General features: G+C 48.3%; 15 protein-coding genes and 2 pseudogenes. 5 read left to right on the plus strand and 12 right to left on the minus strand.

Annotated features, from left to right (window positions below; translation table 11 throughout):
- Window positions 1–130: 130 nt before the first annotated feature.
- The 4 genes and pseudogenes from U1F02_RS14260 to U1F02_RS14275 form a co-directional block, all read right to left on the minus strand.
- Window positions 131–574 (minus strand): fibronectin type III-like domain-contianing protein, encoded by a 444-nt coding sequence (locus U1F02_RS14260; protein WP_409991124.1) that lies wholly within the window; start codon window positions 572–574, stop codon window positions 131–133.
- A pseudogene (locus U1F02_RS14265) lies at window positions 566–1613 on the minus strand (glycoside hydrolase family 3 C-terminal domain-containing protein); the annotation flags it as partial. The pseudogene U1F02_RS14265 and the gene U1F02_RS14260, both read right to left, overlap by 9 nt.
- Window positions 1586–2779, minus strand: coding sequence for a glycoside hydrolase family 3 protein (locus U1F02_RS14270; protein ID WP_409991080.1), 1194 nt, complete (start codon window positions 2777–2779; stop codon window positions 1586–1588). The pseudogene U1F02_RS14265 and the gene U1F02_RS14270, both read right to left, overlap by 28 nt.
- 280 nt (window positions 2780–3059) lie before the next feature.
- Window positions 3060–3857, minus strand: a complete 798-nt coding sequence (locus U1F02_RS14275) for a PEP-CTERM sorting domain-containing protein (protein WP_409991081.1) — start codon at window positions 3855–3857, stop codon at window positions 3060–3062.
- Between the two features lie 309 nt (window positions 3858–4166).
- Here U1F02_RS14275 and recN point away from each other — a divergent pair, with 309 nt between their 5' ends.
- Complete coding sequence (gene recN, locus U1F02_RS14280; protein WP_409991082.1) at window positions 4167–5837, plus strand: DNA repair protein RecN; 1671 nt, start codon at window positions 4167–4169, stop codon at window positions 5835–5837.
- Between the two features lie 627 nt (window positions 5838–6464).
- Window positions 6465–7952 (plus strand): annotated as a pseudogene (locus U1F02_RS14285) (alpha/beta hydrolase family protein).
- Window positions 7953–7989: 37 nt separating this feature from the next.
- Here U1F02_RS14285 and fur read toward each other — a convergent pair.
- On the minus strand, window positions 7990–8403 hold the full coding sequence (fur, locus tag U1F02_RS14290) for a ferric iron uptake transcriptional regulator (protein ID WP_409991083.1): 414 nt from the start codon (window positions 8401–8403) through the stop codon (window positions 7990–7992).
- A gap of 77 nt (window positions 8404–8480) precedes the next feature.
- Here fur and U1F02_RS14295 point away from each other — a divergent pair, with 77 nt between their 5' ends.
- The 3 genes from U1F02_RS14295 (at window position 8481) to U1F02_RS14305 (ending at window position 12984) form a co-directional block, all read left to right on the plus strand.
- Window positions 8481–8927 (plus strand): outer membrane protein assembly factor BamE, encoded by a 447-nt coding sequence (locus U1F02_RS14295; protein ID WP_409991084.1) that lies wholly within the window; start codon window positions 8481–8483, stop codon window positions 8925–8927.
- A gap of 276 nt (window positions 8928–9203) precedes the next feature.
- Entirely contained in the window at window positions 9204–11633 is a 2430-nt protein-coding gene (locus U1F02_RS14300) for a putative bifunctional diguanylate cyclase/phosphodiesterase (protein WP_409991085.1), read from the plus strand.
- 133 nt (window positions 11634–11766) lie between these two features.
- The gene (locus U1F02_RS14305; RefSeq protein WP_409991086.1) at window positions 11767–12984 is read left to right on the plus strand and encodes an HD-GYP domain-containing protein; all 1218 of its coding nucleotides are present in this window, start codon (window positions 11767–11769) and stop codon (window positions 12982–12984) included.
- A gap of 31 nt (window positions 12985–13015) precedes the next feature.
- Here U1F02_RS14305 and U1F02_RS14310 read toward each other — a convergent pair whose 3' ends face one another.
- The 7 genes from U1F02_RS14310 to U1F02_RS14340 form a co-directional block, all read right to left on the minus strand.
- Window positions 13016–15142 carry a CHASE domain-containing protein gene (locus tag U1F02_RS14310; protein WP_409991087.1) on the minus strand — a complete coding sequence of 709 codons (2127 nt, stop codon included), beginning with the start codon at window positions 15140–15142 and terminating at the stop codon, window positions 13016–13018.
- Between the two features lie 46 nt (window positions 15143–15188).
- On the minus strand, window positions 15189–15584 hold the full coding sequence (locus U1F02_RS14315) for a response regulator (RefSeq protein ID WP_409991088.1): 396 nt from the start codon (window positions 15582–15584) through the stop codon (window positions 15189–15191).
- 54 nt (window positions 15585–15638) lie between these two features.
- Window positions 15639–17621 (minus strand): ATP-binding protein, encoded by a 1983-nt coding sequence (locus U1F02_RS14320; protein ID WP_409991089.1) that lies wholly within the window; start codon window positions 17619–17621, stop codon window positions 15639–15641.
- 10 nt (window positions 17622–17631) lie between these two features.
- Window positions 17632–21564, minus strand: coding sequence for an ATP-binding protein (locus U1F02_RS14325; protein WP_409991090.1), 3933 nt, complete (start codon window positions 21562–21564; stop codon window positions 17632–17634).
- Window positions 21565–21733: 169 nt separating this feature from the next.
- The gene (locus U1F02_RS14330) at window positions 21734–22057 is read right to left on the minus strand and encodes an RnfH family protein (RefSeq protein ID WP_409991091.1); all 324 of its coding nucleotides are present in this window, start codon (window positions 22055–22057) and stop codon (window positions 21734–21736) included.
- Window positions 22058–22080: 23 nt separating this feature from the next.
- Window positions 22081–22515: a type II toxin-antitoxin system RatA family toxin gene (locus tag U1F02_RS14335; protein WP_409991092.1), complete on the minus strand. Its 435-nt coding sequence runs from the start codon at window positions 22513–22515 to the stop codon at window positions 22081–22083.
- Between the two features lie 5 nt (window positions 22516–22520).
- On the minus strand, window positions 22521–23897 hold the full coding sequence (locus U1F02_RS14340; protein ID WP_409991093.1) for a sodium-dependent transporter: 1377 nt from the start codon (window positions 23895–23897) through the stop codon (window positions 22521–22523).
- Window positions 23898–24052: the final 155 nt, after the last annotated feature.

Genomic DNA, 24052 nt, shown 5'->3' on the forward strand with positions numbered 1-24052 from the left:
GGGTTGGGATTACAGGATTCAAGCCCGCCCGCTTCACCACTGTTCCGGGTGTTTTTCACGCCTAAAAAGTGCCCGCGCATAAAAAAAGGCGACACCCTCTCGGGCATCGCCTTTTCAACGGGTTTCCGGCTTACTTCGGCAGAAGCGCCTCCCCGGTTACGGTTAAACGCGCCGCAGCGGTTTTCGCGTATTTGGGCTGACCACCCCCAAGGTGCAAGGTGTAATCGCCCGCTTGTACTTTGCGAATACCTTTTTCATCCACCAAGGACAAAGCGCGAGCATCTACCTTCAAGGTAACCGGCTTGGTTTGGCCTGCTTTAAGGTTTACGCGCGCGAAACCTGCCAACACGGGGTTAGATGTATCGTTTGGTTTGGCGATGTAGAGTTGCACCACTTCGTCGCTGTCCATTTTGCCGGCGTTGGTGACATCAACCGTCACATCCACCGCATCACCCGCCTTAATAGTTTTGGCAGATACGCTTGGGATGGCGTAGTTAAAGGTGGTGTAACTCAAACCGTGGCCGAAGGGATAAAGCACATCGCCCTTAAAGTAACGGTAGGTGCGGCCATCCATTTTGTAATCGCTAAAGGCTGGTAACTGATCGGCAGACTTGTAGAAAGTCACAGGTAAGCGACCGGCTGGGCTGTAGTCACCGGCGAGCAGTTGCGCAACGGCAGTACCGCCTTCGCTGCCGGGGTACCAAGCTTCAACAATCGCTGGGACTTTTTGATCTGCCCAGTTAACTGACAGGGCGCTGCCGTTCATCAACACAAGAACCATAGGTTTTGGTTGCACTCAAGCGCTCCAACAGTTTTTGTTGCGGTGCAGGCAAATCAAGGCTGGTGCGGTCGCCGCCGGTAAAGCCTTCGGCTTGCACTTTCATTTCCTCGCCTTCAACACGGGCAGACAAGCCGCCTACGAACACAACCAGATCGGCTTTCTTGGCGGCATCAACCGCCTCTTTGCCCAAATCACCCGGCAGGCTCCACACAAGTTTTTGGTCGCCGATGGGGCCAATTTGGAAGGCTTCCACTTTAACAGGATAGATCTCGCCAGCTTTCAGGTTAGTAGCGCCAGAGAGGATGGAAGGTGCGTCGCCCACCCACCATTCATCCACCACCAACTTATCGCCAACCCACACGCGGTAACCGCCTTCACTGGCGAAGCGGAATTGGTATTCACCCGTTGCAGGTGCTTTCAAGAAGCCAGTCCAACGGATGGAAGATGCACGCTCTTCACCCTTCCAAGCGAAATGCGCACCTGTGTCGGTTGCAGCTGATGTTGGCTCGCCAGCCAATTTAGGTGTTGCGAAATGCTCAACTTTCAAACCAGCGGTCTTACAGGCGGCATCTTGGCAATAGGCCGAATCAGGAACTGGGGTTTCAGCGGGGCCAACCAAGCCAGTACCTTCTACGTGAATGATTTTTGAATCTGGGAAGCGCGCGCGAATACCGTCCAACACCGTAACGGGGTCAGATGGTTTGCCGTAGTAGTTACCGACCAGCGCATCGTAGCTGTCGGCGTTGGGGCCAATCACGGCGATGGTTTTGGGCGCTTTTTTCAATGGCAACAAACCATCGTTCTTCAACAACACCATGGCTTTCTTGGCCATTTCAAGGATACGGCGTGGTTAGCAGGCGTGTTGTAATCGGTCTTTTTGATGTCAGCGAATGGCAGTGAAGGCTCGAACATACCAAGCTTGATACGGCCAACGAACAGACGAACCAAGGCTTGATCCAACACAGCTTGCGGCAACATGCCTTGTTTAACGGCGTTGATAATGGGCTGAACTTCGGTGGTCATATGGTTGCGATAATCACCGCAAATCAAATCCATACCCGCTTTCAACCCGGCGGTAACCCCCTCTTCGGCGGTCTTTTTGTAGTGCAGGCTGTCTTCGCGGTAGATATTGGCCGCAGCGCCGCAGTCAGACACTACGTATCCTTTAAAGCCCCAAGATTTACGCAGGTAGTTCTCCATCAACTCTTCGTTCGCACAGCCGGGCACACCGTTAACCGCGTTGTACACGCACATAGCAGATTGCACATTCGCCTCGGTCACAGTCGCGCGGAAGGCTGGCAGATAGGTATCTTCCAAATCGCGCGGTGTGGGGAAAACGCTTTCTTTGTGGCGATTGGATTCTGGGCCACTGTGGACCGCAAAGTGTTTCGAGGTGGCGATGGTTTTAAAGAACTTGGGGTCGTCGCCCTGCAAACCTTTGATGTAGCCGATACCTAAGCGCGAGGTCAGATAAGGATCTTCACCGTAGGTTTCCTGGCCGCGCCCCCAGCGTGGGTCGCGGAAGATATTGATGTTGGGCGACCAAACGGTGAGGCCGCGGTAGAAATCTGAGCCGCCGTTAGGGTGCAAGGTTTCAAGGTACTTGGCACGGAACTCGGTACTCACCACATCGCCGACTTTTTGCATCATGGGTTCATCCCAAGATGCCGCCATACCAATCGCCTGTGGGAATACAGTCGCGAAACCGGCGCGCGCAACGCCGTGCAAACCTTCGTTCCACCAGTTGTACTCAGGAATACCCAAACGTGGAATCGCAACCGCAATGTGCCCCACTTGGGTCGCTTTTTCTTCCAAGGTCATGCGTGAGACCAAATCTGCCGCACGCTCTTGCGGGGAAAGTGTCGTCTCCAAATATTTACACTTAGTGTTTTTGCAGGCCGCGGGAGTTTCCGCCTGAACCGCAACCGTGGATAAGAGTAGGCCGCTTAATAGCGCTAATGGCGCTAGGCTAAAGCGGCGGCTGAATGGTAATGACATGGTTTTCTCCTGCAAAGACGCCGGTTATATGCTTAGCCCCCAACGGAAGGAGGTCTTTCGCGAAACATTCTGTTTGCTAACCATGTTTATAGCCCACAGGACGGAATTAAGCGCATTTACTTGACGATTTTTTACAGCATTGCGAATAAATTGATCATTTCGCCCACGCTTTACCTAGCTCATATAGGTCAGATGGAGATTACATGGGATTAATAACTAATTTCCGCCCAAAAAAAGACCCGCGGGGAAGGGCGGGTCTTTTTAGCATCAGGCAACCTAATTAAGCTTTGCGTCTGCGCAGAGCCAAACCAAGCAAACCCAATCCCATTAAAGCTAATGGAGCAGGCTCTGGTACATCGGTGTGGAAACCGCCATCGTCAATTTTTCCACCGATTAAACCAATTGTAATGGCGTTACCTGTTGGCACATAAGTCTCGTAGGCTGTGAAGGTAGGACCAAAGTTACTAAATTGGTTATGAGTAATGCTCGCTCCTGCAATGGTACTCAAGGTTAATCCTGTTGCAGTACCCGCAGCTGTTGGCGACATGCACGAACCATCCCCAAATTCAGCTGAGCAAGTGGTCAAATCAGATGCTGCAACATTACCCACAGGCGGAAGAAAATCATAAAAGCTCTGCCCCAAACCCTGATGAGTATTTACGAACAATGAACCGCCCGCATTGAAAAATGAAGCAAACTGAGACGCAGCCGCGTTCATGGCTGCAGAATTGCTGGGACTAATGAAGTCCCAGCCAGAACCTATAACGAGAACATCGTTTCCATCTGTGAATGCATTGGTCCAACTTGCATCATTTACATCGTATTGCTGGAAGTTGTCGTAGTTCCCTAAGTATGAATCCAGACCTCCCGCCCAGTAAGAACCGATATAGCCCACACGTGCGGTTGTTGTATTATTGGTTAATAGGTTCAAACCCCAGTTCATAAAATCTGTTGCACCATGATCATCAGTGTCATGACCAGTCAATATGATATTGCCCGCGTTTGCAACAGAAGCAGCCAAGGCGAAAGCGCCAGCAGCCATAAATTTGACTAGAGAAGATTGAGAAAAGTTTTTCATAAGATGTCCTTAAGTGTGAATTGATGTTAGCGCGAATTCATATCCCCCGCGTTGACACTCTGTCGATTAGCAAAAACTTAACCAAAATATAAATACCCTTAAATTACAAAAACTTAAAAACAAAAAGGTCATTAACCCAATTTATAAAATCAAGAGCATGGAAATAATATCGACTCAGGGACGATCAATTATTAAGCAAATCGAATTTGAATTATTCTACTTCGTCATAATTAAGATTTTCGATTTTGCAAAAAAGCAAAAAAGACTGTATAAACAGCCAGATGAAATTATTCGTTCGGAGCCGCGCCAATGCTCACTCACCTCAGCATCCAAAACTTTACCTTGGTAGAAAAACTAGACCTGGACATGAAACCGGGGATGACGGTGATAACGGGAGAAACCGGCGCGGGTAAATCCATTCTGCTCGATGCCCTAGGCCAAACCTTGGGCGACCGCGCCGAGGCCGACCGTGTACGCCTAGGCGCAACCCGCGCAGACATTACGGCCAGTTTCGATACCAGCCGCATTCCCACCGCGCAGGAATGGCTGGTCGCTAATGATTTGCAGCAAATCGATTCACCCAACGAATGCCTTTTGCGCCGCCTGATTAATAACGAAGGGAAATCCAAATCCTCTATCAACGGCCAGCCCGTTACCCTCCAGCAACTGCGCACCCTCGGCGAAATGCTGATCGACATTCACAGTCAACATGAACACCAATCGCTCTTGTTAAAAGACACCCATCGCCGCCTGTTAGATGAGTTTGGCGGCCACGCTGAACTCGCCAAACAAGTTCGCCTCGCTTACCGCGAATGGCAAAGCCGGCTCGAACATTACGTTCACCTGCGCGATAACGCTGCCGAGGTGAGCGCGCGCTTTCAATTACTGAGCTACCAAGTCAACGAGCTTGATCAGTTGGGCCTGCAACCCGGCGAATTAGATAAGTTGGAGGCTGAGCAACGCAGCCTCGCCAACGCGGGCGAGATTTTACAAGGCAGCCACGAATTACTCGCTCTGTGCAATGACGACGAACAAGGCTTAAACACCAACTTGCATCGCGCGCTTCATATCTTGCGCGATATGCCAGAAAAATCTGCCGCACTGATCGCGGCAGAAGAATTACTCACCAGCGCGCAAATTCAGGTGGAAGAAGCCTGCCATGAAATTGATCATCACATAGACACCTTTAACCTCGACCCTGAGCGCCTGCAAATTGTTGAGTCGCGCCTGAGTGATATTTACGACATTGCACGCAAACATCGTATTCGGCCGGAAGAGTTAGCGGAATTTACCGCGCGCTTAAGCTTAGAGTTAGATCAATTACAAGGCGGCGACGCCAAACTAGACCAACTCGCCAAACAAGTAGCCGCAGCCGAGAACGCGTTTTTACAACTCGCCGGCCAGCTCTCTAACAAACGACAAAAATCGGCAACCAGCCTGGCCAAATTGGTGAACGATCAACTCAAAAATCTGGCGATGGAAAATGCAAAGCTCACCGTAAATTTGCATTCACTGGAAGACAAACCTTCTGCGAGCGGTTTGGAAGAGGTGGAATTTTTAATCAGTACTAACCCCGGCCAAGCGCCAAAACCGCTCGCGAAAGTTGCGTCGGGCGGCGAGTTATCGCGCATCAGTTTGGCGATTCAAGTCATCACCGCGCAAACATCCGCAACACCAACATTAGTGTTCGACGAAGTGGACGTAGGCATCGGCGGCGCAACTGCAGATGTTGTGGGCAAGCTCTTGCGGCAACTCGGTGAAAAAGGCCAAGTGATTTGCGTAACCCACCTCGCGCAAGTTGCGAGTAAAGGCCACCAACATTTACTCGTGAGTAAAAAATCCACCAAAACCAGCGCTGAATCCACGCTGGTGCTTTTGGAGGGCGAAGACAAAGTCAATGAAATTGCCCGCATGCTTGGCGGCGCGAAAGTGACTGAGCAATCCTTGGCGCATGCGCGGGAGATATTGGAGAGCCGTTAGCTGCTTCACTAAAAATGGATAAAAGAAGCCACGCAACTCAAGTCTGGCTTTTCTTTTGAAAAACCCTCTGGCATCTTAACCCCGTTTTCAACATGCAAGGAGTTGCTAGGGGCTTCTCAAGCACTTGCTTGTACAACAAGAATAATACCCAGACGGAGTTTGAACATGGATATTAAGCGCGCCCTCATCTGTATTTCTTTTTTATTCACCACAAGTGCCACTACCTTTGCTGCCCCAAGCGCTAGCGATTACGGAGCTCTTCCCGTTACGCAAATGGTTGCCATTTCGCCCAACGGAAATCTAATTGCTTTTCGCCGCGTCGCCGATGGGAAAGACCTCATCATCGTAAATTCTCTCAGCGAAAAGAAAGCTGTATTCGTTGCCGATGTTTCTAAAATTCAGCCACAAACCATCCAGTTTTTCACAGACGACAAGCTTGAGCTTATAGCTTCGGAATTTAGACGTTTGGATGGTTTCCGCGGCTATTTTGATTTGAGTACCGCTTATGTTTTGGATCTCAATGACAAAAAAATTCGCCAACTATTAATTCCCGGCGACCTGATTTTAGCCGGACAAACTGGATTGGGACGTGTAGTGGGTTTAAGTCCCGATGGTCACTTTGCTTATATGCCTGCATGGTCGCAAGTTGATAACCATTTTCCCGACTCCGAATACAATCTCTACAAAGTCGATTTAACCCGAAAAAATGTTATTCCCGGGACACGCGGCGGCCAACGGGTAAAAGATTTTTTTGTGGATAAAGAAGGCGAAACCATCGCCATTGAAGAATTCGATGAACGCAACAGCCTCCACAAAATTCGCGCCAAAGTTAACGGTGGTAAATGGGCAGAAATCTTCACCGAAAAAACAACTATTCGTAAAAAGAATTTTGTTGGCTTAACACCTGATTATGCATCTGTTGTTTTCGTAGAAAGCGATGCAAATACCGGCAGAGATACTTATAGCTTAATGAAGCTTTCAGACGGAGCTATCACCGGCTCGGTCTTGGGTAGAGAGGATGCCGACATAGAAGAAGTACTCGTTGATTTGCATCGCGTTGTGCAAGGTGTTCGCTTCTCTGGTTTCTCGCCCAGCTATAAATTCTTTGATGCTGCTGTGGATCAAATAATGAAAGATTTAATAGCACAATTTCCAGAGCAATCCCTATACCTAAGCGATTGGTCACCTGATTGGAAACATATTGTTTTTAATGTTCAAGGTTCGGCCTATGCGGGCGATTACTACCTCTCAAGCCCAAACCAAGCGCCCGTTTTCTTAACCGCGAGTCGACCACAAATTCAAGCCGCTGATATTAACCCTCTGGGGAAAGTGAAGGTGACGGCGCGCGATGGATTGAAAATTCCGACACTCATTACCATTCCGCGCGATAAGTCGACCGAGATTAAAAAATTGCCTGCTGTTATTTATCCTCACGGTGGCCCGGCATCCTACGACGAAATCAGTTTCGACTATTTTGCGCAAGCACTTGCCAGCCAAGGTTACTTGGTCATTCAACCACAATTTCGCGGTTCATCCGGTTTCGGCGCAAAATTTAGTAACGCCGGCTTGGGCGAGTGGGGCAGGAAAATGCAGGACGATATTACTGATACCGTGAAGTTTTTTACCGATAAAGGTTACATAGATCCTGCAAAAGTGTGCATCGTCGGCGCAAGCTACGGCGGCTATGCGGCCTTGGCAGGTGGCGCATTTACACCAGACTTATATAAATGCGTAGTGTCCATTAATGGTGTTGGCGATTTGAATGAAATGCTGGCCTAAGATCGCTATAACAACAAAGAAAAGAGTGAGGCAACCGCTTATTGGGAAAAACAATTGGCAAATGCCAATGGGGAGATCGATAAAAAGGATTTGGAGAGCAGATCACCTGAAAAATTTGCGCAGCAATTTAAAGCGAATACGCTTTTAATTAGCTCAGCTAACGACAAAATTGTTTCGCCCGAGCAATCGGAAAATATGTATAAAGCCTTAGTGAAAAATAACAAGCAAGTTGAGAAAGTGGAGCTGGACGAGGACGACCATCACCTTCAAAAGGGTTCGACGCGCACCAAAGCGGTAGAAGAAGTGGTGAAATTTGTGAATGCGCAGTTGAAGTAGATAGGAAAAGCGCCTCCATGTGAGGCGCTTTTTTTGATCAGGATTTCTTAAGCGGCTTAACGTAAAGAACCAAGCTGTGATCGGTTAATTCATAACCATGTTCGTGGGCGATTCGGCGCTGTAAGGCTTCTATTTCATCATTGTGGAACTCTATGACGGTTCCGCTATCTATATCGACCATGTGGTCGTGATGCTCGCCACGGGCAACTTCAAAAACTGAGTGGCCGCCGTCAAAGTTGTGTCTTACCACCAAACCTGCAGTTTCAAATTGGGTTAATACACGGTACACCGTTGCCAAGCCAACATCATCGCCCTGCTCCATTAAGGATTTATAAACATCCTCGGCGCTCATGTGATGTTGCTCAGCGGATTCCAGCATTTGCAAAATTTTGATCCGCGGGAGGGTGACCTTAAGGCCTACTTTGCGCAACTCTTGGTTTTCGTCTGCCATTTTTCCCCCAAAACCTTCTCAGTATTCCTGTGGTTCGGGTATTATCCGTGTTCAAATAATTTAGTGGAAGCCCTCTTATGAAATTAGCCAGTCGTATTTTACTGGTCACTCTCTGTGCATTATCGCTGACGAGCTGTAGCCTTTTCCCCAGCGTGCACAAACTCAACATTCAACAGGGGCACATTATAACCGCCGATATGGTTAACCAGCTGAAGCTCGGCATGAGCAAACGTCAGGTTCGCTTTGTATTGGGTAACACCCTTTTACCCGATACCTTTAACGACAACCGTTGGGATTATTTTTACAGCGTGAAAGTTGGGCGTACGGGCGAATATGTTAAACACTTGTTCACCGTGTACTTTGAAAATGACAAGCTAGTCAAAACCGAAGGTGACTACTTGCCCGGTAAAGCTCCGTTGAGCGAAGACAAGTCAGAGAAATACTTGGATAACGTGAGACGCGATATTCCTTTGCCCACCAATATTGAGAAGAAGCCTGAGCCGGTCATTGACCAACCCAAATAGTTTTTTCGCGAGCCCAAGGATGGGCAATCCTGACTTTGACACCCATTGTGGGTCTAACGCCCATCCGCTTGACACCCTCCCTGCCTGAACTAGTCTGAAATAGATAAAGACTTTTGCGCGAACGTATTTTGAATTTGTAACAGTGGAAGCACGTGGCACATTTGAGCAAATGCTAGGGCTTTATGCCTTGGCACCAGTTTCGTGAAGGCTCTCTAATAATACGTTCCCCCGTTTACCTTGAACGGCGCGCCCTGTGCACAATCAGCGTGAAATCTAATGAGCTATTTCGCTAAATATTGGCGCCATGTCATTCGAAAATTGGTGGTTCAGCTCCGTATTTATGAGGCTGAGCCTGCCGTTGCAGCAACATTTCGCGCCCAGCAAATTGGCGCGATTTTACGTTTAACCCCTTTCACCATGCTCGCCAATACGCTGAACATGGTTATTTTGCTCGTTATTTACTGGTCTACAGATTCCTTTCGGTCTGTTGCGGTATGGGCAATCTTCCTAGTGGTGGCTGTATTGCTCGGTACGCGCGCGTGGATTTTGCAACGCCGCCGTCCTGCTCCTACCCAAGTCTCTAAACGAGCACTTAAACGCGCTACACATCACGCCACTGCGCTTGCGGCCATTTGGGGAGTACTTCCAATACTCGCGTTCGATAGCCAGGCAGACGCGAACAATACGTTGTTGCTTACAACTATCTGTACCGGAATGATGTGCGCTGGCGGATTCGCACTGGCCACAGTGCCGCAAGCGGCCATCAGCTACGTTTGTACTATGGCGCTGGGATGTATGATTGCCATTTGGCGAGATAGCATAGAGGCCCACTGGGATTTGGCAATTCTGCTGCTTATCTACGCAACAATTATTTGCTTTGCTGTGTTCGCTTCAGCAAAAACCTTTGGGGCGCGCTTAATGGCGGAAGCCGCTGCCGAACACCAACAGCAGCTCATCAGCCTCCTGCTACACGACTTTGAATCCCACGCGAGTGATTGGTTATGGGAGCTTAATAGCAAAGCTCAACTGCACTCACCTTCAAAAAAGTTAGTCGCACTTCTGGGCACCAATCTTGCGAGCCTTACGAACACCACATTCACCAGTCTTTTTGACGCTAAATACGCGCACGACGAATTTGGTGATGAAAACCCTATCGCACAGCTAGAACAGCACTTGAGCGAGCACACCCCATTCCGTGAGTTGGTGCTACCTATCCTGATCCACGGGGAGCGACACTGGTGGCAATTAACCGCAAAACCGTTGTTTAACCACAAAGAACAATTTGTCGGCTGGCGAGGCGTAGGTTCGGACGTGAGCCATAAATACGCCGCCGAATTGGAAATGCGGCGTCTGGCCAATATAGATTCGCTGACAAGCCTCGCCAACAGACATTACTTTTACATGCAGTTAGAAGCACTCAAAAAGCAAAATCAATTTCCATCCTTTGTATTGCTTTTTTTGGATTTGGATAACTTTAAAAATGTAAACGATTCACTGGGCCACGGTGTTGGCGATTTGGTGCTCAAAGAGTTTGCGCAGCGCTTACTTAGCTCTGTGCGCAGCCATGATATTTTGGCACGATTGGGCGGCGATGAATTTGCGATCATCAGTTACGGTGAAGACTCGGCCGAACAAGCCGCTACGCTCGCGCAGCGGTTACTCAACACATTTATTGCGCCCTGCGTCATAAATGGCAATAGCCTAAAAATTGGATGCAGCATTGGCATTGCGCTCGCGCCGCAACACGGCAAAGACACGGAAACCTTATTAAAAAATGCCGACATGGCACTCTATGCCGCAAAGTCCGCCGGACGCAATACTTATAAATTTTACGAACCGGGAATGGAAGTAATTGCGCAACAGAAATTACATTTGCTCAACGATATGCGTGCGGCGCTTGAGGAACACGCCTCTACCCATAAATTACTGAACAAAGCCTTCAGCGAAGACCTTGTTTGGCCTCAAACACCCATCACCGGACAGTTCGAAATTCTTTTTCAACCGCAAATAAAATTAACAACGCAAGAAATCTCCGGCTTTGAAGCACTTATACGCTGGCGTCACCCAGAGCTTGGGCTCATTTCACCGGCACAATTCATTCCACTCGCAGAAGAATCCAATCTGATTATTCCCATAGGTATTTGGGTGCTCGTGGAATCCTGTAAATACGCTGCTAAATGGCCCAACAACTGGCGCGTTTCCGTTAACTTGTCAGCTGTGCAATTTCGCGAAAGTAATATTGTCGACATAGTTCGGTGGGCATTGCGAATTAGTCGACTCGCACCCGAACGATTGGAACTGGAAATCACCGAGTCTTTGCTCATTCACGACAATTTCGCCGCGCAAGATATACTTGCCGCGCTACGAAAATTGGGGGTGCGAATTGCGTTGGATGATTTCGGCACGGGCTACTCATCGCTCGCCTATCTGCGAAGCTTCCCTCTCAACAAGCTTAAAATTGACCGCTCCTTTGTGAGCTCCCTGACCAAAGATACAGGCTCGCTGGCAATCATTAATGCCATTGTTCAGCTTGCCGATGCACTTATGCTGGAAACTACGGCAGAGGGTATCGAATCCCAAGTGGAAGCAGAAATTCTGCGCAACTGCGGCTGCAGCGATGCACAGGGGTTTTATTTTGCCAAACCCATGCCACTGCATGAAGCTCTTGCTTATGCGCGTCAGTTCGAGCAACACCCCATGTTTTGATAACAGGCGCTGAAAACATCGGTAAATATTCTAAGGACTCGTCAAAGCTCACCTATACTTGCACCATAAGATTTCATTTTTTAGCTAACGAACCATTATCTGATCAGTTGCTGAGTGCCCGAGGCCCGTTTCAATGCTCAAACGTATTGCCGTCAAAGATGTCCGCATGGGAATGTTCATTACTGAACTCTGCGGCTCTTGGATGGAACACCCCTTCTTCAAGACCAAATTCTTGTTGGAAGACAAAGAAGATTTAAACAGCTTGTTAAAAAGCGGTATTAAAGAAGTTTGGATCAACACTACCAAGGGCTTGGACACTGACGAAATTGTTCCGGGCAAAACCCTGTCTGATATTGAGCGCGAAACCGAGCAAATGTTGCGCGAGGCCATGCGCGCCAAGCGCACCGAAAAAACCACCATGGACGAGGAGGTGCGCCTTGCCCAAAAGGTTTGCAGTAAATCAAAAGCCGCTGTTATTTCCATGTTCAATGATGCGCGCATGGGCAAAGCGGTCGAAGTGGCCCAAGCAAAAGAACTTGTAGAAGAAATATCAGATTCAGTGCTACGCCAACCTCACGCACTCATCAGCCTTGCACGATTAAAAAATGCCGATGAATATACCTACATGCATTCTGTCGCCGTATGTGCACTTATGATTGCACTCGCTCGCCAATTAAATTTGGATGAAGATTTAGTGCGCGAATCGGGGCTGGCCGGTTTGTTACACGATTTAGGCAAGATCGGAATTCCGAACAAAATCTTAAACAAACCCGGTAAGTTGACCGATGAAGAATTCAACACCATTAAATCTCACCCGGAGATAGGTGCAAATATTTTGATGGACAATCCACTGGTAAGCCCAATGGTGTTGGACGTGGTTTTACATCACCACGAAAAAGTGGATGGTAGCGGTTACCCGCACAGACTCACTGGAGACACTATTAGTCTATTCGCCAAAATGGGTGCCGTGTGCGATGTCTATGATGCCATTACATCGAATCGTCCTTACAAAAAAGGATGGTCGCCCGCCGAATCTATTCGCAAAATGGCTGAGTGGAGCAAAGGTCATTTTGATGAGGCTGTTTTCCAAGCATTTGTTAAAACAGTAGGCATTTATCCGACTGGTTCACTCGTTCGACTGGAGAGTGGGCGCTTGGGTGTAGTAACCGAACAGAGCGAGACTTCGCTGCTCACACCTAAAGTAAAAGTATTTTTTTCCGCAAAATTGAAAACACCCATTCTGCAAGAAACGCTGGATCTGTCGATGCTGATTGGTAAAGATAAAATTATTGGCCGCGAATCACCCGAGGATTGGGGTTTTCGCAATCTCGATGAATTGTGGATGGCCTAAATACTTAATAAAAATTGTGATAAGTGCTAGATCAATTCACAATCGGAAATTCTGCGTAAAACGTGCTTCCTTCACCCAAGACTGACGAAAAACCAATTCGGCCATTCATACGTTCCACAATTTCTTTTGTGATCGCCAACCCCAAACCTGTGCCACCTTTTTTACGCGTGTCCGACGAATCCGCCTGATAGAATTTTTCAAACATATGGCTCTTACTTTCATCATCCATACCCACGCCGGTATCAACTACCGACACGCGCGCGTATTGGTCAATAACCTCCAGCTTAACCAAGACATCAGAATCGGGTTTAGAAAATTTTGCTGCGTTGGATAAAAAATTGGCCATGACTTGTAAAAATCGAATATCTTCAACATTGATACGAGGATCAGATTCTGTCGGCACAATAACAAAGCGAACCTGCATTTGATCTGCGTAAGCACGGTTCTCCGTGACCGCACGCTCAATCAACGGCATGATCAGTTGAACTTCGCAATGGAATTCGAGTTTTCCAGCGAGCAACTTATCCATATCCAGCAAATCGTTAATCAATAACTTTAAACGCTGCGCATTTTTATAGGCGATATCCAACACCTGTTTTGCGTTGTCAGGTAAAACGCACAATGCACCGCTCACAGCCAGCCCCAAGGCACCGGTTATTGCCGTTAAAGGTGTGCGCAACTCATGGCTAACTGTGGATACAAATTCAGTTTTAACTTTGTCCAAGCGTTTGCGCTCGCTAATATCCCAACAGGTACCAATCATTGAGACAGCTTCATTCGCCTCGTAAATAATTTTTGCACGCGAGGCCACGTAATGAATGCTGTGATCCGGCCAAACCACACGATACTCGGTGTCGTAGCCCTTTTTACCTTCAATGGCCTGCGCAATTTCTTCAAATACACGTTGGCGATCATCGCTGTGAACACACATAAAAAAGCGATCGTAGGTGAGCTTGGTGTTATCACCAGACAAACCAAATAAAACATACATGTAGGAATCCCATTGCAGGGCATTGTCTGCAAATTGCAAACTCCAAATACCCATGGCAGAGGATTCCAACGCAAGTTCAAAACGTTCCTGACTATGTTTCAACTCAACATTTTTTACGCGCATATCAGCGGTAATAGCACTCGCCAAGGCTAGTGCACGCTGACGCTGGTTTACGATGACGTAAAAAATGGCACACAACAAAACGCTCACTACCACACCAAAGCAGAGCGCAATCAAGGCTCTATTGGACGTGCGCGCAGTTTCAAATGCTTTGTCGCTGACGCTCTCCAAAAGCCAGGATTGACCGTATAAATCCATGTGTCGACTATTTTTATAAGCCGGCGTGAATCGAGGCTCTACACTTGGTGTGGAGTCATAGAGGCGTTGGTCCGCACTAACACTGCCCGCATAGAGTCGGAACCGCATATCCAAACGATTTTGTTGCAATATACCTTTCATCAGATCTTCTATACGAAAACCTATGTACACAAATCCTTGCAGCGCGCTCCAGCGCCGGGCTTCAGTGTCCAAGGGCAAATTCTTTTTGAATACGGGCAAATAGAGCAACGCTCCCGGATAGGTGTTGCCCGCCTTCTCTTGCACAAGAACCACTTTGCCAGACAAGCGTGTGTGGTTATCAATAACCGCAGCACTCATTGCCTGACGCCTTACAGATTCCGAAAACATGTCAAAACCAAACGCCGCCATATTTCGATCAGCGAAAGGTTCCATGTAGATAATTGCGGAGTAATAATCGCGCTCACCAGCGGGGCGAACATTAAATTGCGGAAAACCCTGTGCGCGAACCATCTGAGTAAACTGATCAAGCTCTTGCGGTTTTATCCACTGCGTATAACCAACAATTTGAATGCCTGGATAATTTCTTTTTAAATCAAGCGGAGCTAAGTAACGGTTAAATTCCTCTCGGCTAACGGAATCGCTCGCATCAAACAAACCTTTAGCACCCAATAAAAGCTGCTCATGATCGCGCATACGCAGCTCAATGCTTTGTACCAATTGCTCGACTTGTGAATCAAAAGCTAATTGTACGTAGCGCGAAGACTGCCCCTGCATAGCCAAAGCAATAATGAATGTGATCGCAAGCAAAAAAGACAGCAAAAGGCCAGTAAGCAGTTCGCTACTTTTACTTTGAAACCATTTATCCATGAGCCAGGCCTTTAATAGTTAGCCAATACAGCAAAGCACTTTCAGCTTAGGTATTTGTTTGAATGCGAGCCCATATCTCGCGCAACTGATCTGCCAAGGTCATGGGATCAAAGGGCTTTGCAATTACACCTACGGCGCCTAATGCAAGGTAATCCTGAACTTCTTGCGGCTGCACTTTGGCTGTCATAAAAACAACAGGAGTGTGCGTGAACTCCGGCAGCTTGCGCAGGGCTTGCAAGGTTTCCGGGCCATCCATGCCGGGCATCATTACATCGAGCAAAATCAAATCCGGATTAAAGGCAACTGCTTTACTCACCGCCTCAGCTCCTGACGAGCATGCGAGCAGCGTAAATCCGCTAATTGCATCAAGCACCATTACCGCAATCGCCTGAATATCAGGGTCATCCTCTACGTACAAAATTTTATCGAGGTTTCTAGTCATACTTGTGTCCTTTCTATCTATTAAAAATCTGTTTGCTATTAAATATCTATTTCGTCATTGGCAGACGACACCCGTTGAATCTTTATCTATATCTATGCGCGCGAATTCTGCAAAGAACGCCGCACCGCGCCCCGCTTCGCTTTCAAAACCAATGTTGCCGTTCATGCGTTCCACGAGTTCTTTACTGATTGCCAAACCTAAGCCCGTACCACCTTTTTCGCGCGTATCTGACGAATCAGCCTGCGAGAATTTTTGAAAAATATGGGATTTAAATTCCTCCGGAATTCCAGGCCCCTTATCCCGAACAGTGACACGAACATTAGCGTGAATATTCTCGATAACAACATCCACTTGCGAATGCGGTGGAGAATATTTGGCGGCGTTGCTTAAAAAATTATTCAATACCTGCTGAAAGCGGAATGCATCTACCGATATCCGTACATCGGGTGCGCGATCATCCAATGCAAAACTAACCTGATATTTATCGGCGTAAGAACTGTTTTCGGTTACCGCTTGTTGTACCAGCTTTGCTACAGCATGTTCGGCAATGTCAAATGACATTTTTCCAGCAATTAATTTTTCCATGTCAAGCAAGTCATTAATCAAAAAACTCAAACGCTGGCTGTTTCGGTAAGCAATATCCAACATGCTTTTGACTTTTTGCGGCAATTCGCCCAAAACACTGCTCGATATCAAACCCAATGCGCCCGATATGGAGGTTAGCGGAGTTCGCAACTCGTGACTCACAGTGGAAATAAATTCACTTTTCAAACGGTCTATACGTTTTTGTTCCCGAATATCTTTAACGAGCGTCCACCAAGCCTGACCGTGACCTTCGTGGATATTAATAAGGAATCCGCTGATTTCTACCGGAACTATGGCACCGTTCTTATGGAGGTAATTTTTTTCAAACGGGCCAAAGCGCCCGGTTGCTTTAATTTGCTCAACACTCTGGTTACTCTTCCACCAATCCTGCTCGGGGGTAATATCCAAAAAGTGCATGGATTTTAATTCAGATGGTTTGTAACCCAACATACGCGATATTTCGGGGTTGGCCGCTAGAATTTTTCCATCGTCGCCTACCTGCAAAATGCCGATTGAGGCCGATTCAAAAAATTGCGCGAGTTTGTTCGCCATGGCGCGCTTTTCATATTCGCCATTGATTCGTGCTTGAATATCCGAAATAAAGCCATCAATAAATTCCAGCTCGCCTTTCTCGTTATAAACGCCGCGACCTATTTCGTGTACATAACGCCAGGTACCATCTGCACGTTGAAGCGCATATTCGAGTTCAAAGGCGGTTTTATTGGTTAGCGCCTCTTTCGATATTTCATCCAGACGCATCACATCGCTCTGATGCATAAGATCGACGATTCTCTTGCGCGGCGAATGCATAAATGCGCTGACACCATAGCCAGTCAATTGCTCCACCTGTTCACTTAAAAACTGCAATGTGCGCTCTTTATCTGCAAGACAACGGTAAGCAGCGCCGGGAAAATTTTTTAACAAGCTGCTTACCAACTTTTCTTTTTCCACAATAAGATCATGGGCTGAGCGCAGGCGCAATAATTGCACCACTTGGCGCGCCAAGGCCAAGAGCACATCGCGCTGAGGTTGACTTAACTGGCGAGGTACATAATCAATGACACACAAAGTACCCAGTGCAAATCCTTCGCTCGTAACAAGCGGCGCACCTGCGTAAAAGCGTATATAGGGCGGCCCCGTTACCAAATCGTTATCGAAAAAACGCTGATCTTTTGTTGCATCTTCCACAACCAAAACATCGTCGGGCGTTAATATAGCGTGCGCACAAAAAGCCACATCTCGAGGCGTTTCTTCCGCATCTAACCCCAGACAACTTTTGAACCACTGGCGGTCTTTATCAACCAGGGAAACAACTGCAACAGGCACCTTGCAAACATGCATGGCGGCCAGAGCAATATCATCAAAACTCTGCTCGCGCGGGGAATCCAAAATTGCTAAATTTTGGAGTGCTTTTAAACGAAGGGCTTCATTGCCGGGTAATTGCGCTTTCATTGTCCGGCTCTCACTGATTAATGGCTGTTTTCACAGCGGCGATGATGGCGGCTGCGGACTGGGGCTTCTGCAGCCACTGCACACCGACGAAGGTGTTTAAATTTCTGTGTGCCATGCGTTCTGAATCCAGGTTAGCGGAGAGAACAATTATCGGAATATCTTTTGTGGCCGCATCGCTACGCAATTGTTTAATAAGCTCTATTCCATTTATATCGGGTAGCTCCAGATCCATTGTTAAGGCGTGATAGGTATATAACGCCAAGCGTTCCATTGCCGATTGCCCGGAGTATGCTATATCGACACGATAATTTTGATTGCGGAGCATAGTCGCAAATAATTCCGCGACCTCGGGGTCATCCTCAACTACCAGCAAGCGTTCTCCAGTTGGCGAACGCGCTGCTTGGGTTGGCTGGGTGGATACATATTCTTCTGTGGGCAAATCAAAATAAAATTGCGAACCTTTTACCCCATCTGACATAAAACCTATTTTGCCGCCCATACGCTCAATGATTTCTTTGCAAATCGCCAAACCCAAACCCGTTCCACCTTTTTGACGAGTATCGGACGAATCTGCCTGCGAAAATTTCTGAAAAATTCTGCTGCGGAATTCTTCGGGAATGCCGGGACCATTATCAATTACCGACACGCGAACCGTGTTAAAAACATATTCAATTCGCAATTCTACGGTTTCATCTGGCGGTGAAAATTTAGCTGCGTTTGAAATAAAATTAGCAAGCACCTGCAGTAAGCGTTGAGCATCGACATTCACTCGAATATCGGGACGAATGCGACTGTCGAGTTTAAACTTCACATTGTATTGCGCGGCGTAGGCTGCGTTATCTTCGAGTGATTGGGCGACTATGGGTTCGAGTGGTTGCGCTTTGGTATCAAAGTGCATTTTTCCTGCCGTTAGCTTTTCCATATCCAGCAAATCGTTTACCAAATGGATCAAGCGCAAACTATTTTTGTGAGCGATGTTGAGCATCTTAACGGCGGTATCGGGAATTGCACCCGCAGCCCCGTTGACAATAATACCCAAGGCACCACTAATAGCCGTAAGCGGGGTGCGCAGCTCATGACTTACCGTTGATATGAATTCGTTTTTCATCCGATCAATGCGTTTGAGTTCGCTGATGTCGCGCGCGAGCCCAAGAAAACCGGTAATGTCACCGTCTGCACTGCGCAGCGTACTAACAGACAATAGGACGGGAACATGCGAACCATTTTTTCGAACGTACGTCCATTCATGTTCATCATCACTGCCTTCACGCGATTTCGCGACAAAGACATCAAACCCTGGCTGTATTTCTACACCGAACTCTTGCGTTAGTGATCGCGCGCGCGCGCCGACTTCCTCCGGAAGGTGAAAGGGCGCGGGCGTCATTTTGTCTATCACTTCTGCGGCAGAATAACCTAAAAGATCTTCTGCGCCCTGATTAAATGTTTTGATAATGCCGTTTGGATCCGTAGAAATAATCGCAACACTGGCAGCATTAAAAATGGCTTCGCGGAGGGCGTTAATATCCTGCAGCTTAATCGCAGCAAGTTTTTCTTCGGTCACTTCCTGGATGTATCCATTCCATAATGTTGCGCCGCTTTTCAATCGCTCAGGCCGCGCTTCACCACGCACCCAAATTTCGCCACGTCGCGGATGCATAACTCTGTAAGTTGCAGTCCAATCTTTAAGAGTCGCCGCAGACGTTGAAATACTTTCACCCACCCAACCCAGATCGTGCTGATGAATGGTGGAAAATATCGCCGTTGCGTCACTCGCCACGTCTTCCGGTGTCACACCGTAAATTTCTGTAATGCCTGAGCTAGCGAACGGGAATAAGCTGGTGCCATCAACATTCAACTGGAATTGATAGAGGAAACCTGGCAGTTGATTGCATAATTTTTCAAAGCGTTTGATGAGCGATGTCTGTTCGGATTGGTATTGCCAGCGCTCAAGAGTAACGCCAACCCAGCGCGAAAAAAGATTCATGAAGTCGTGATCAAGATCATCATAGTCTTGGTGGCGGCTGCGTTCGGAATCAAAACTTACTACGCCGTAAATTCTTCCGTGAGTCCATACGGGCACACCAATGTAACTTTCTATTTTTTGGGTGTTATAGGCGTAGCTGTCGATATATTCGCTTTTTGATAGTTGATCACAACAAAAAATATCTTTTTTGTTTAACGCGAGCTCACAATAATAATTAGAAAGCGGCGTGATTTCCGCATGATCACGCTGTTTTCCCAATTCAATTTTTATTTGGTATTGGTGCCCATGAACTTCCGCCAAAGTACCGTGAGGTAAACCTAAACAACGCGCCGCAACTTCGAGCGCGCTGCGCAATTGTGCTTCAACATTGGGGGCGGGTAGCGAAGCAATTTCATTAAGTGCGCGCAGCGCCGCCTGCTGGCGCGCAACGATAATTTCGTTACCCTTACGCTGGGTGATATCGGTGTAGACGCCAAGCATCAAGGTAGCTTTTCCATCGGGTGCCCACTCCACCACTTTGCCGCGCGTAAAAATCCATTTATAACTACCATCGGCCACACGTAGCCGATATTCGTTTTCAAACATGGGGGTTTCGCCTTTTACATGGCGAATCATTTCTGAGTAGCTAGTGCGCTTATCGCTCGGGTGAACGCGCATCAACCATTCTTCCACGTCAGCACTGCCGTCGCTCGCCGCATTCGCAACCATTGGCAACCCACACAGCTCACGCCATTCTTTCGAAAATGTCACACGATTGGTTGCTATATTCCATTCCCAAAAACCTGATTCGCTGCTAACCAGCGCGAGCGTTAGACGATGCCGAGCCTGATCGCTCAGGTCGCGTTCTTTTTGCAATTGTTTGCTGTGCTCGCGCAAGAGTTGCACAACGTACTTGCGATTGAACCGAAACAAAATCCAAAGTACCACCACAGTAAATAACCAACCCGAGAGGTATTTTTTTAGTGTGTTTCTAAAACTATGGTCAAAGGCTTTTTGTTCTTGGGTGATATCGCTCCAAGCCAAAAGCAATATTTGAGGTGTTGTCGCAAGTGATTGGGGTAAAGCAAAACCCTCAACAGGCAAAACACTGAACATGTAGGTTTTGGCATCTTCCTGGATGATTCGAGGCGTTGGAGTTCGTTTAGTCACATCATCGAAAACACCGCTTTGCTGCCAGGCTTTCACCAGCGGGTGACTGCTCGACTCCACATACCAAGGGCTAATGCGGTTCTTGGAGTTTGCAATAGTTTGTCGTTGGGCTGAATCCCAGAGAAATTGGTTTGCAACAGTCGAACTAATCAGCACCGCCTGACCTTGGTTATTACGCATGCCTTGTTTGGGAGTTAACCCCATACCAATCTCAACGGCTGCAATCACCTCGCTGGATGCATCAGACGCCGTCACTGGCGAGAACGCACGGTAATTTGCACCGTAATGCCCGAGTTCCATACCGCTGGTAGCAACGCCCATTTTCAACGCTTGAGCGAGCAATGGGCTAATTTGTGTCTGGCTATCGCCAAAGCGGTCTGGGTTATTCATACGCAGAAAAACCGTGGCCTGACTGGCGAAATGTATATTGAGCTCGCGTACCCCCAGAGGGGTTATGTCTTTCCAATAATGATCAAGCACCTGCTGCAGTTGCAAACGTGCTTTTGCGACTTTTTCCGCGTTGTCGTTGTGGGATTCCGCCGCGTATATTTCTGCAGCGCGCCGCACCTGAGCGAGCAGATCTTTGTCGTGCGATATGAGCTGTGCATAGCCGCTTGCTTGTTGAAGAAAGTGCTGTTGCGAAACATTTAGCGCCGACTCGGCACCAGCTTGCTGTATACGCAGATGGTTGTGCCAATCTTCTTCCTGATGCGTCAGCTCATTCTTGAGCAGCAATGCAAACAGAACCGAGACCACCACGGAAATCACCCAGGGCAACCAGCTATAAAATGCCTTATTCTGTAGTTCCATCGATAATCTCATGCATACAAAAAGCCAGCGCCCATAAGGTCGTTGGGGTTCTCTATTCAGTGTAGTGCAGATTTTTAGACGGGCATGGATTTGGCCACGACTAAGGCCAGAAAATACTGGCTGCGAGTCTTTAGGGCGGCCTTATTGACAGGAGAATCGCAAACGGGGGCTATACCTTGTTGGTAGCGCTTTTTTCAGCGCGCTTGCGCCTAACTTCTTTAGGGTCAGCGCTCAAGGGACGATAAATTTCCACGCGGTCACCTTCATGCAGCACATGGCGATCTGCCGACTCCAAGCCTTTGGTTCCCAAAGCTTGACCGAAGATGCCCATTTTGGCGTTGGCGAGATCAAGATCGGGGAAGTAGCGGGTAATGCCAGAGCGCTCCGCAGCCTGCGCTGCGGTAGTACCAGGTTCCACCAAGAGGGCGATGATTTTTTGCTGATGCGGTAAGGCGTAAGCCACTTCTACCCGGATTAAATCGAAATCAGCCACGGTCGTTTTCTCAGTGGATATGGTTAGGCATAGACCTGACGGGCACGTCCGCAAAGTGCGTCAACTTGGTTATTGGCAACCGTCTCGAACAATTTGCCAACCGCCAAACCAATCAAGCGATTTTGCATTTCAAACTCAAGCTCAAAGCTGACCTTGCAAGCATTGTCGCCCAGCGGCGTGAACGTCCAAGCGCCATTCAAACGTTTAAATGGCCCATCCACCAAGCTCATGCTCATGCGAAGCGGCGGCTGTAGCTGGTTGCGGGTAATAAAGCTTTGGTGAACTCCGGCACGGCTCAAATCTAAACGAGCCTCTAACCAATCGCCTTCGCGTTTGAGGATTTTTGCACCTACGCAACCGTCCATGTATTGCGGGTAGGCTTCAATATCGTTGACGAGATCAAACATTTGCTGCGCGGAGTAATTCACCAGCGCGGAGCGATTAACAATATGCGACACAGACCCTACTCCGCGACCCGTGTCGCAATGGGGAAAAACAAATTGATGATGATGGCAAGCACCGCAATGGGCGATACGTAACGCAACACCCAGCGCCAAATGGCTAACAAGCGCGGGTGATCTTGCTGCATTTCATGGGCAATGACCTCGCGCTTCATTTTCCAGCCCACGAAAATCGCGGTGAGGAAGCCGCCAATCGGCAAGAGCAAATTGGTGGTGAAGAAATCTAAACAGGAATAGAAATTCATTCCCCACAGCAGTTGTTGCTCAGACCATTCATTGAAAGACAAGACCGACCCCAAGCCCAGCAACCAGGCTGCACCCGCTACCAACAAACTGGCGCTAATGCGATGGAAGCCAAAACGCTCGTGGAAGTACGCCACCGCCGGTTCCAGCAGCGACATAGTCGAACTCCACGCCGCCAGCACCACCATACCAAAGAAAGCGATACCAACCACTGTACCCATCGGCATAGCGCCGAAAGCAACGGGCAAGGTTACAAACATTAAACCGGGGCCACCGCTGGGTTGAATGCCGGGGGTTGCGAAGACGAACGCAAAAATCGCCACACCGGTGAGCAAGCCGACCATGACATCCAAAATCGCTACTGTGATAACTGTTTTCCCAATAGCCGCCGTGCTGGGCATATAGGCACCGTACGCCATGATCGCACCCATGCCGATACTCAAGGTAAAGAACGCATGCCCCAACGCAATAAGCGCCGAATTCCAGGATAAATCCGCTGGGTTAAAGCTGAACATAAAGCGCGCGCTAGTGACCATCTCGCCGGTGGTGTAGGCATAGCCGAGCAGAATTAACAGCAACAAAAAGAGGCAGGGCATCATAAAACGTACGGCATTTTCCAAACCCTTGGTTACGCCGAACATTAATACTAAGGCTGTGATGGCGATAAAAGCGGTGTGCCATTGCACCAAACGGCTTTTATCTGCCAAGAGGCCATTGAATAATTCGTTGGAAGAATCGCCATTTAAACCGGCGAATTTGCCTTGCAGGGCAGAGACAAGATAATCGAGCGTCCAACCCGCAATAACCGAGTAATAGGACAAAATCACAAAACCCGCGACCACACCCATCCAACCGATAATTGACCAAGAGCGCATAGCGCCGGCATCGCGGCTGATATTGTCGACTGCAGTGATAGGGTTTGAACGACCCTTACGGCCGAGCATGATCTCGGCCATCATAATAGGAATGCCTACCAGCAAAACGCAGACAAGGTATAAAAGCACGAAGGCTGCACCGCCGTTTTCGCCGGCGATGTAAGGAAACTTCCAGATATTGCCCAAGCCAACTGCTGAACCGGTCGCCGCTAGAATAAAGCTGCCGCGCCCCCATATCGCATGTTGTTTAAGTCGCTTCACGCACAAAACTCCAAATGGAAACCTCAGGGCTGGGATTGTAACGGGAATATGGGCACAACATAAGTGCGCCCAGTTCACGCCCCCAGAGACTTATAGGTCAAGGGCGCGAAATTTCCGCGCAAGTCTGCGTATAATGCGCCCCCTGCCCAGCGCAG

The sequence above is a fragment of the Cellvibrio sp. genome (assembly GCF_046347455.1).
Taxonomy (GTDB): Bacteria; Pseudomonadota; Gammaproteobacteria; order Pseudomonadales; family Cellvibrionaceae; genus Cellvibrio.

Coding starts and splice junctions, on each gene's coding strand:
- U1F02_RS14275 (WP_409991081.1), bottom strand. CDS start 3,857: ATGAAAAACTTTTCTCAATCTTCTCTAGTCAAATTTATGGCTGCTGGC.
- U1F02_RS14260 (WP_409991124.1), bottom strand. CDS start 574: ATGGATGGCCGCACCTACCGTTACTTTAAGGGCGATGTGCTTTATCCC.
- fur (WP_409991083.1), bottom strand. CDS start 8,403: ATGGCAGACGAAAACCAAGAGTTGCGCAAAGTAGGCCTTAAGGTCACC.
- U1F02_RS14295 (WP_409991084.1), top strand. CDS start 8,481: ATGAAATTAGCCAGTCGTATTTTACTGGTCACTCTCTGTGCATTATCG.
- U1F02_RS14315 (WP_409991088.1), bottom strand. CDS start 15,584: ATGACTAGAAACCTCGATAAAATTTTGTACGTAGAGGATGACCCTGAT.
- U1F02_RS14270 (WP_409991080.1), bottom strand. CDS start 2,779: ATGTCATTACCATTCAGCCGCCGCTTTAGCCTAGCGCCATTAGCGCTA.
- U1F02_RS14305 (WP_409991086.1), top strand. CDS start 11,767: ATGCTCAAACGTATTGCCGTCAAAGATGTCCGCATGGGAATGTTCATT.
- U1F02_RS14320 (WP_409991089.1), bottom strand. CDS start 17,621: ATGAAAGCGCAATTACCCGGCAATGAAGCCCTTCGTTTAAAAGCACTC.
- U1F02_RS14325 (WP_409991090.1), bottom strand. CDS start 21,564: ATGGAACTACAGAATAAGGCATTTTATAGCTGGTTGCCCTGGGTGATT.
- U1F02_RS14300 (WP_409991085.1), top strand. CDS start 9,204: ATGAGCTATTTCGCTAAATATTGGCGCCATGTCATTCGAAAATTGGTG.
- U1F02_RS14310 (WP_409991087.1), bottom strand. CDS start 15,142: ATGGATAAATGGTTTCAAAGTAAAAGTAGCGAACTGCTTACTGGCCTT.
- recN (WP_409991082.1), top strand. CDS start 4,167: ATGCTCACTCACCTCAGCATCCAAAACTTTACCTTGGTAGAAAAACTA.